Here is a 7,619-nt window from a genome sequence, read left to right as displayed (position 1 = left end):
TTATCGATCTGGTCGAATGCACGAGCAGCACCGCCGTAGGTTTTAGCCAGTACGGTGGTGATTGCAGCGGTCAGAGTAGTTTTACCGTGGTCAACGTGGCCGATAGTACCAACGTTAACGTGCGGTTTTGTACGTTCAAATTTTTCTTTAGACACGGCTATATTCCTTACTATAGTGCTCTCCCCTTCAGGAGAGAGCACGGGACTTTGGTATTAACCCTTAGGCTTATTTACCACGGGCTTCAATTACGGCCTGAGCAACGTTACTCGGCGCTTCATCATACTTCAGGAATTCCATGGTGTATGATGCACGACCTTTGGTCAGAGAACGCAGCTGAGTTGCGTATCCGAACATTTCAGACAGCGGTACTTCAGCGTGGATCTTAACGCCAGTAACTTCAGATTCCTGACCTTTGAGCATACCACGACGACGGCTCAAGTCACCGATAACGTCACCGGTGTTCTCTTCTGGAGTTTCTACTTCAACCTTCATGATCGGCTCAAGCAGAACTGGTTTCGCTTTCTTAAAGCCTTCTTTAAAGGCGATAGAAGCAGCCAGTTTAAACGCCAGTTCAGAGGAGTCAACGTCATGGTAAGAACCGAAGTGCAGACGAACACCCATGTCTACTACCGGGTAGCCTGCCAGCGGACCTGCTTTCAGCTGTTCCTGGATACCTTTATCAACGGCCGGGATGTATTCGCCAGGGATTACACCACCTTTAATGTCGTTGATGAACTCGTAGCCTTTCGGGTTTGAACCCGGCTCCAGCGGGTACATGTCGATAACAACATGACCATACTGACCACGACCACCAGACTGTTTCGCGTGTTTACCTTCAACATCGGTAACTTTCTGGCGGATAGTTTCACGGTAAGCAACCTGCGGTTTACCTACGTTCGCTTCAACGTTGAATTCACGCTTCATACGGTCAACGATGATGTCGAGGTGCAGTTCGCCCATACCCGCGATGATGGTCTGGTTAGATTCTTCGTCAGTCCATACACGGAAAGACGGGTCTTCTTTAGCCAGACGGCCCAGAGCCAGACCCATTTTTTCCTGGTCAGCTTTGGTTTTCGGTTCAACTGCGATGGAGATTACCGGCTCAGGGAATTCCATACGTTCCAGAATGATCGGCGCATCCGGGTCACACAGGGTGTCACCAGTGGTTACGTCTTTCAGACCGATTGCAGCAGCGATGTCGCCCGCGCGAACTTCTTTGATCTCTTCACGTTTGTTAGCGTGCATCTGAACGATACGACCGAAACGCTCACGTGCAGCTTTCACGGAGTTCAGTACGGTATCACCAGAGTTAACCACACCGGAGTAAACACGGAAGAAGGTCAGGTTACCAACAAACGGGTCGGTAGCGATTTTGAACGCCAGTGCAGAGAACGGCTCGTCATCACTTGCGTGACGTTCAGCCGGAGTGTCTTTACCGTCGTCCAGGATACCGTTGATCGCAGGTACGTCAACCGGGGATGGCAGGTAATCAATTACCGCATCCAGCATCGCCTGAACACCTTTGTTCTTGAACGCAGAACCACAGGTTACCAGGATGATTTCGTTGTTCAGAACGCGCTGACGCAGAGCACCTTTGATTTCTGCTTCAGTCAGTTCTTCACCACCCAGGTATTTTTCCATCAGCTCTTCAGAAGCTTCAGCTGCGGATTCGATCAGGTACTGGTGCCATTCGTTAGCCAGTTCAACCATGTCTGCCGGGATATCTTCGTATTCGAAGGTTACGCCCTGGTCAGCGTCGTTCCAGTTGATAGCTTTCATTTTCACCAGGTCAACAACACCGGTGAAATGTTCTTCAGCACCAATCGCCAGCTGCAGCGGAACCGGGTTCGCGCCCAGACGGGTTTTGATCTGGTTAACAACTTTCAGGAAGTTCGCACCCATGCGGTCCATTTTGTTAACGAACGCAATGCGCGGAACTTTATATTTGTTTGCCTGACGCCATACGGTTTCAGACTGCGGCTGAACACCACCAACTGCGCAGTAAACCATTACCGCACCATCGAGAACACGCATGGAACGTTCTACTTCGATTGTGAAGTCAACGTGCCCCGGGGTGTCGATGATGTTGATGCGATGCGGCTCATACTGCTTAGCCATACCAGACCAGAATGCAGTAGTTGCAGCGGAAGTGATGGTAATACCACGTTCCTGCTCCTGCTCCATCCAGTCCATGGTTGCAGCGCCGTCATGAACTTCACCGATTTTATGGTTTACACCGGTGTAGAACAGAATACGTTCGGTAGTAGTGGTTTTACCGGCGTCGATGTGCGCACTGATACCGATGTTACGGTAACGTGCGATGGGTGTTGTACGAGCCATTTGTTTCCTCGTTTATCTTTTAGGCGTTCAATTTAAGTAGCCCAAAGCGGGCTGCTTACTGGAAGCGCCCGCCTGGTGACTAAAACTCCGAAGGGATTACCAACGGTAGTGTGCGAACGCCTTGTTGGCTTCGGCCATACGGTGAACGTCTTCACGTTTCTTAACTGCAGTACCTTTGTTTTCTGCAGCATCGGAAAGTTCGTTCGCCAGGCGCAGAGCCATGGATTTATCACCGCGTTTACGAGCAGCTTCAACGATCCAACGCATTGCCAGAGCATTACGACGAACCGGACGGACTTCAACTGGTACCTGATAAGTAGAACCACCAACGCGGCGAGACTTAACTTCTACAGTCGGGCGCACGTTTTCGAGAGCTACTTCGAATGCTTCCAGTTCAGATTTACCAGAGCGCTGAGCCAGGGTCTCCAGCGCGCTGTATACGATAGATTCAGCAGTAGATTTTTTACCATCTACCATCAGGATATTTACAAATTTAGCCAGCAGTTCTGATCCGAACTTCGGATCCGGCAGAATTTTACGCTGACCAATGACGCGACGACGTGGCATGGAAATACTCCGTTGTTAATTCAGGATTGTCCAAAACTCTACGAGTTTAGTTTGACATTTAAGTTAAAACGTTTGGCCTTACTTAACGGAGAACCATTAAGCCTTAGGACGCTTCACGCCATACTTGGAACGAGCCTGCTTACGGTCTTTAACGCCGGAGCAGTCAAGCGCACCACGTACGGTGTGGTAACGAACACCCGGGAGGTCTTTAACACGACCGCCACGGATCAGGATCACGGAGTGCTCCTGCAGGTTGTGACCTTCACCACCGATGTAGGAAGTCACTTCGAAACCGTTAGTCAGACGAACACGGCATACTTTACGCAGTGCGGAGTTCGGTTTTTTAGGGGTGGTAGTATATACACGGGTACATACGCCACGTTTTTGCGGGCATGCTTCCAGCGCAGGCACGTTGCTTTTCGCAACTTTGCGAGCACGTGGTTTGCGTACCAGCTGGTTAACTGTTGCCATTAAATAGCTCCTGGTTTTAGCTTTTGCTTCGTAAACACGTAATAAAACGTCCTCACACAATATGAGGACGCCGAATTTTAGGGCGGTGTCGAAAAGGTGTCAAGAAATATACAACGATCCCGCCGTCACCAGGCCATCTGGCTGGTGTGCTTAACCGTAAGTCTGACGAAATCAGTATAGTCAATTGGGATGATATCGTTCGAAATTTGAGCACTCAAACCGCGGGCAATGAGGTCTTCGTTCAGGGCATAAACCTTAATGGGGGCATTACGCAGACTTTCAAGGTAGCGGTTGCCGTCAACTGCGGCAGTTACGCCATCCTGCAATAACAGCAGTTCGTCGCCCTCACTGAGCAGACGCAGCAGCGCAGGAAAATCTGTCAGCCAGGGTGAGCGATGTAATGTGTGCAGCATGTACGCCTCAAAATCTCAAAATAACATCGTAGTTGCCGAGTTCGCTGCGTAAGGCTTCTGCTTCAAGCGGCGTGGCTTCGACAACAAATGGTGTCTGCGGATCTAACCCGCGCTCGCGCAGAGAAGCCGCACAAACCCAGCACTGTTCAATGTCGTACAGATCCAACAATTTAAAAGTGGCAATGTAATCACGCGCCAGCACCGCATCGGGCTTTTGTCCTGGCAGAAGCTGAAAAACGCCATCGGCGATAAAGAAGACGGCGAGATCGTCAGTTAAAGCGGAAGTTGCCAGTAAAGCATCTAATCCCTCACGACCAGCCGCGGTGCCATGAGGCGCAGTAGAAAAGACAAACGCTATTCGTTTCATCAGAACTGTACCACCCTGTCACAGGTTAGCGAGGCTTCTGCCAGAGCGCCAAGTCCGCTTAAGGTAAATCCCGGCTGAAGGTTTGACGAGGCCAGCCCCAGTCTTCCTGCTTCAGTTTCATCGACGATACCGCGGCGTAACGCTGCCGCTACGCAGATATTCAGTGCCACACCATGTTGCGCATTCAACTGTTGCCAGCCGCGCACAAGGTCAAATTCGTCGCTTGCCGGTGAGGTCAATTGGTTAGCGTTATAGACCCCTTCCCGGTAGAAAAAGACGCTACTCAACTCATGGCCTTCTGCTATCAGCGCCTGTGCAAACTGAAAAGCACTACTCGCCTGTTGCGTTCCGTATGCTGGCCCGGTCACCACGATGGCAAAACGCATTACTTATCTTGCCCCTGGAAATCACCGCTCTTGAACTGACGGATATAGAGATAAACAGTATGTTTGGAGATGTTGAGACGATCAGCAACCTGGTTGATCGCATCTTTGATATCGAAAATGCCTTTCTCGTAAAGATTCAACACGATTTGACGATTTTTGGCGTTATTAGAAACATTACGATCGGCGTTCACTTCTTCAATGGTGAACTCCAGTGTTTGGGTAACCAGATCTTCAACCGAAGACGCAAAGTTGACACTTGAACCGACGTCCGGGGTTTCTGGCGGCACAAAAGTGCTCATAATCTGCGAGAAGGGAACATCAAGATTCATATTGATGCACAGCAGACCAATTACACGCTGTTCGCGGTTACGAATCGCGATGGTCAGGGACTTCATTAATACGCCGCTTTTGGCGCGAGTAAAGTAGCATTTAGAAACGCTGCTATCCGCTCCCGTCATGTCGTGCAGCATACGCAGTGCCAGATCGGTAATTGGCGAGCCAATCTTCCGGCCTGTATGTTCGCCGTTGGCAATACGAATGGCTGAACATTTTAAATCCTGCAAAGAGTGCAAAACGATTTCACAGTGGGAACCAATGAGCATCGCTAACCCGTCCACCACCGCTTCGTAGGATTTCAGAATATCAAAATCGGTCTGGTCGAAAGGACGTTGATCCAGTAAATCCAACTCACTGGTTTCGTTGGTTAAAAGCGACCTGGACATGAAAAAAAACACTCCTTTTCAGGAGCCTGTCGTTAACTTTTCAGGGCAGGCTCATTAATGATGCGGGTAATTAAATTAATACAGCGGAGGTTCCGCTTTCCAGCACTAATTATATCCGGCCTGCAATAAAAAAACCGCCGCCTGGTCAGGCGGCGGTTTTTAATGCTTATTTTTTAGCAGAATCTGCTGCTTTAGCATCTGCTTCTGGCTTCGTATCAGCCTTCGGTGCTGGTTTCACGTCCAGCAGTTCTACGTCAAATACCAGAGTAGAGTTCGGTGGGATCCCCGGAACGCCCGCTTTGCCGTAAGCCAGCTCTGGTGGAATAACCAGTTTGATCTTACCGCCTTTCTTGATGTTCTTCAGACCTTCAGTCCAGCCAGGGATCACGCCGTCCAGACGGAACGAGAGCGGTTCACCACGGGTGTATGAGTTATCGAACTCTTTACCGTCGATCAGCGTACCTTTGTAGTTCACCACTACAGTATCGCTGTCTTTCGGTGCTTCGCCTTTACCGGCTTCTACTACCTGATAAACCAGGCCAGTTGAAGAGGTTTTTACACCTTTCTCTTTGGCAAATTTCTCGCGGTACTCTTTACCTTTCGCTTCGTTATCAGCAGCATCTTTTTCCATCTTCGCCTGAGCGGAGGACTTCACGCGTGCTTCAAACGCTTGCAGAGTCTGTTCGATCTCTTGATCGGAGAGTTTGCTTTTATCAGCAAATGCATCCTGAACACCCGCGATTAGCTGATCTTTATCCAGTTTGATGCCCAGCTTTTCTTGTTCTTTCAGAGAATTGTCCATGTAACGACCGAGCGAAGCACCCAGCGCGTAAGCTGATTTCTGATCGTCATTTTTGAACGCTGCTTTGCTGTCAGCAGTTGCAGTTGGTTTCGCCGCTTCGGCAGCAAAAGTGATTGGTGCATGCAGGGCAACGGCCATTGTGGTCGCCAGCAGCGTTACTTTAAACAGTGATTTCATCCATATCTCCAGGATCGGGGCATCTCACCCCTGGGTTAACTATTATCAGAAAGGTACTATAAAACGTTGTCGAACAAATCTACATACAGATACGCCCTATTATCATCTATTTTCAGACTCTTTTTGTTTAAATTAGTTTCGATGACTGCGAAATGAGTGCTGTCTCGGGCAGCAAAGTTAAGTAGAATCCGCAGCGACCATTCGACAAAAGAGGTGAATCATGCAGGATTTAACTTTGGAAGCACGCCTGGCAGAACTGGAGAGCCGGCTGGCTTTTCAGGAAATCACCATTGAAGAACTGAACGTCACGGTGACCGCTCATGAAATGGAGATGGCGAAACTGCGCGATCATCTGCGTCTGCTGACCGAGAAGTTAAAAGCCAGCCAGCCGTCGAACATCGCGTCGCAGGCTGAAGAAACGCCACCGCCGCATTATTGAGGCGTAAAAAAAGCGGGGATTCCCCGCTTTTTTGTCACTTTTTCGGTATTAGTGGCAACCGCAACCGCCGTTACCTTTACCGCCACAGCAGCCTTCGCCACCGTGTTCATGACCGTGATCGTGGCCATGACCGCCGCAGCAACCGTCGTGGTCGTGATCGTGGTGATGATCGTGCGCACCGTGAACGTGACCATGAGCCAGTTCTTCTTCAGTCGCTTCGCGAATCGCCACAACTTCAACGTTGAATTTCAGATTCTGACCAGCCAGCATGTGGTTACCGTCAACCACAACGTGATCGTCTTCAACCGCAGTAATTTCAACCGGTACTGGACCCTGGTCGGTTTCAGCCAGGAAGCGCATACCTACCTGCAGTTCATCAACGCCCATAAATACGTCTTTAGGAACGCGCTGCACCAGGTTTTCGTCGTACTGACCGTAAGCGTCGTTCGCGCCAACAGCGACATCAAATTTGTCGCCAACTTCATGACCTTCCAGCGCTGTTTCCAGGCCAGAGATCAGGGAACCGTGACCATGCAGATAGTCCAGCGGCGCACTCACCGGAGACTCATCAACCAACACACCGTCTTCTGTACGTACCTGATAGGCCAGGCTGACCACCAGGTCTTTTGCTACTTTCATGATATCTCCTGAGCATGGGAAGAATAGTGGCGCAGATTGTAGCGGAATTCTGCAGCCGTGTACTCACTAGCTTAAAAAAACTCGGCGCATATCGCTAGTCCGGATGAAAAATCCCGATCACTTGTTCATCTTTGCGAACGTGATCGCGGGCTTCTTTGTCTGCTTCTCGCATCTGATGTCCGCACTTAACACATTCAACAATATCAATATTATTTTCGCGCCACATCGCCATTGAATCCTGTGCCTGACAGGCAGGGCATTTTGCGCCCGCAATAAAACGTTTTCGGATTGCCATC

12 protein-coding genes are annotated in these 7,619 nt (G+C 49.9%); 1 reads left to right on the top strand and 11 read right to left on the bottom strand.

Translation table 11 applies throughout. The features are described from left to right. From AACS80_RS18155 to fkpA, 9 genes are all read right to left on the bottom strand, one after another. Window positions 1–155, bottom strand: a 155-nt coding sequence (locus tag AACS80_RS18155) for a GTP-binding protein (protein ID WP_001690099.1), incomplete at its 3' end; no start/stop codon positions are given. 70 nt (window positions 156–225) lie between these two features. Continuing rightward, complete coding sequence (gene fusA / locus AACS80_RS18150; RefSeq protein WP_130208915.1) at window positions 226–2,340, bottom strand: elongation factor G; 2,115 nt, start codon at window positions 2,338–2,340, stop codon at window positions 226–228. Between the two features lie 96 nt (window positions 2,341–2,436). Further along, window positions 2,437–2,907, bottom strand: a complete 471-nt coding sequence (rpsG, locus tag AACS80_RS18145) for a 30S ribosomal protein S7 (RefSeq protein WP_001138043.1) — start codon at window positions 2,905–2,907, stop codon at window positions 2,437–2,439. A 96-nt stretch (window positions 2,908–3,003) separates the two neighbouring features. Then, window positions 3,004–3,378: a 30S ribosomal protein S12 gene (rpsL, locus tag AACS80_RS18140; RefSeq protein ID WP_000246815.1), complete on the bottom strand. Its 375-nt coding sequence runs from the start codon at window positions 3,376–3,378 to the stop codon at window positions 3,004–3,006. Window positions 3,379–3,503: 125 nt separating this feature from the next. Then, the gene (gene tusB, locus AACS80_RS18135) at window positions 3,504–3,791 is read right to left on the bottom strand and encodes a sulfurtransferase complex subunit TusB (protein WP_130261004.1); all 288 of its coding nucleotides are present in this window, start codon (window positions 3,789–3,791) and stop codon (window positions 3,504–3,506) included. 7 nt (window positions 3,792–3,798) lie between these two features. Next, complete coding sequence (tusC, locus tag AACS80_RS18130; protein ID WP_130261005.1) at window positions 3,799–4,158, bottom strand: sulfurtransferase complex subunit TusC; 360 nt, start codon at window positions 4,156–4,158, stop codon at window positions 3,799–3,801. Beyond that, window positions 4,158–4,544: a sulfurtransferase complex subunit TusD gene (tusD, locus tag AACS80_RS18125; protein WP_001209689.1), complete on the bottom strand. Its 387-nt coding sequence runs from the start codon at window positions 4,542–4,544 to the stop codon at window positions 4,158–4,160. Before tusD ends, tusC begins: the two co-directional genes overlap by 1 nt. Then, complete coding sequence (locus AACS80_RS18120; protein WP_000091466.1) at window positions 4,544–5,266, bottom strand: helix-turn-helix transcriptional regulator; 723 nt, start codon at window positions 5,264–5,266, stop codon at window positions 4,544–4,546. The genes tusD and AACS80_RS18120 overlap by 1 nt, the downstream gene beginning before the upstream one ends. A 166-nt stretch (window positions 5,267–5,432) precedes the next feature. After that, the gene (gene fkpA, locus AACS80_RS18115) at window positions 5,433–6,245 is read right to left on the bottom strand and encodes an FKBP-type peptidyl-prolyl cis-trans isomerase (protein WP_130208921.1); all 813 of its coding nucleotides are present in this window, start codon (window positions 6,243–6,245) and stop codon (window positions 5,433–5,435) included. 220 nt (window positions 6,246–6,465) lie between these two features. Here fkpA and AACS80_RS18110 point away from each other — a divergent pair, with 220 nt between their 5' ends. Then, window positions 6,466–6,684, top strand: a complete 219-nt coding sequence (locus AACS80_RS18110) for a protein SlyX (protein ID WP_064527535.1) — start codon at window positions 6,466–6,468, stop codon at window positions 6,682–6,684. 48 nt (window positions 6,685–6,732) lie between these two features. Here AACS80_RS18110 and slyD read toward each other — a convergent pair whose 3' ends face one another. Then, window positions 6,733–7,323 carry a peptidylprolyl isomerase gene (gene slyD, locus AACS80_RS18105; protein WP_000861334.1) on the bottom strand — a complete coding sequence of 197 codons (591 nt, stop codon included), beginning with the start codon at window positions 7,321–7,323 and terminating at the stop codon, window positions 6,733–6,735. Between the two features lie 94 nt (window positions 7,324–7,417). Beyond that, the gene (locus AACS80_RS18100) at window positions 7,418–7,618 is read right to left on the bottom strand and encodes a YheV family putative zinc ribbon protein (RefSeq protein WP_001007730.1); all 201 of its coding nucleotides are present in this window, start codon (window positions 7,616–7,618) and stop codon (window positions 7,418–7,420) included. Between the last annotated feature and the right edge of the window lies 1 nt (window position 7,619).

This window comes from Escherichia sp. E4385 (assembly GCF_963883145.1).
Taxonomy (GTDB): domain Bacteria; phylum Pseudomonadota; class Gammaproteobacteria; order Enterobacterales; family Enterobacteriaceae; genus Escherichia.
The sequence above is the reverse complement of the archived record's forward strand: the minus strand, read 5'-3'. Positions and strand labels throughout refer to the sequence as shown.

Coding starts and splice junctions, on each gene's coding strand:
- AACS80_RS18120 (WP_000091466.1), bottom strand. CDS start 5,266: ATGTCCAGGTCGCTTTTAACCAACGAAACCAGTGAGTTGGATTTACTG.
- slyD (WP_000861334.1), bottom strand. CDS start 7,323: ATGAAAGTAGCAAAAGACCTGGTGGTCAGCCTGGCCTATCAGGTACGT.
- tusC (WP_130261005.1), bottom strand. CDS start 4,158: ATGAAACGAATAGCGTTTGTCTTTTCTACTGCGCCTCATGGCACCGCG.
- fkpA (WP_130208921.1), bottom strand. CDS start 6,245: ATGAAATCACTGTTTAAAGTAACGCTGCTGGCGACCACAATGGCCGTT.
- rpsL (WP_000246815.1), bottom strand. CDS start 3,378: ATGGCAACAGTTAACCAGCTGGTACGCAAACCACGTGCTCGCAAAGTT.
- fusA (WP_130208915.1), bottom strand. CDS start 2,340: ATGGCTCGTACAACACCCATCGCACGTTACCGTAACATCGGTATCAGT.
- rpsG (WP_001138043.1), bottom strand. CDS start 2,907: ATGCCACGTCGTCGCGTCATTGGTCAGCGTAAAATTCTGCCGGATCCG.
- AACS80_RS18100 (WP_001007730.1), bottom strand. CDS start 7,618: ATGGCAATCCGAAAACGTTTTATTGCGGGCGCAAAATGCCCTGCCTGT.
- tusD (WP_001209689.1), bottom strand. CDS start 4,544: ATGCGTTTTGCCATCGTGGTGACCGGGCCAGCATACGGAACGCAACAG.
- AACS80_RS18110 (WP_064527535.1), top strand. CDS start 6,466: ATGCAGGATTTAACTTTGGAAGCACGCCTGGCAGAACTGGAGAGCCGG.
- tusB (WP_130261004.1), bottom strand. CDS start 3,791: ATGCTGCACACATTACATCGCTCACCCTGGCTGACAGATTTTCCTGCG.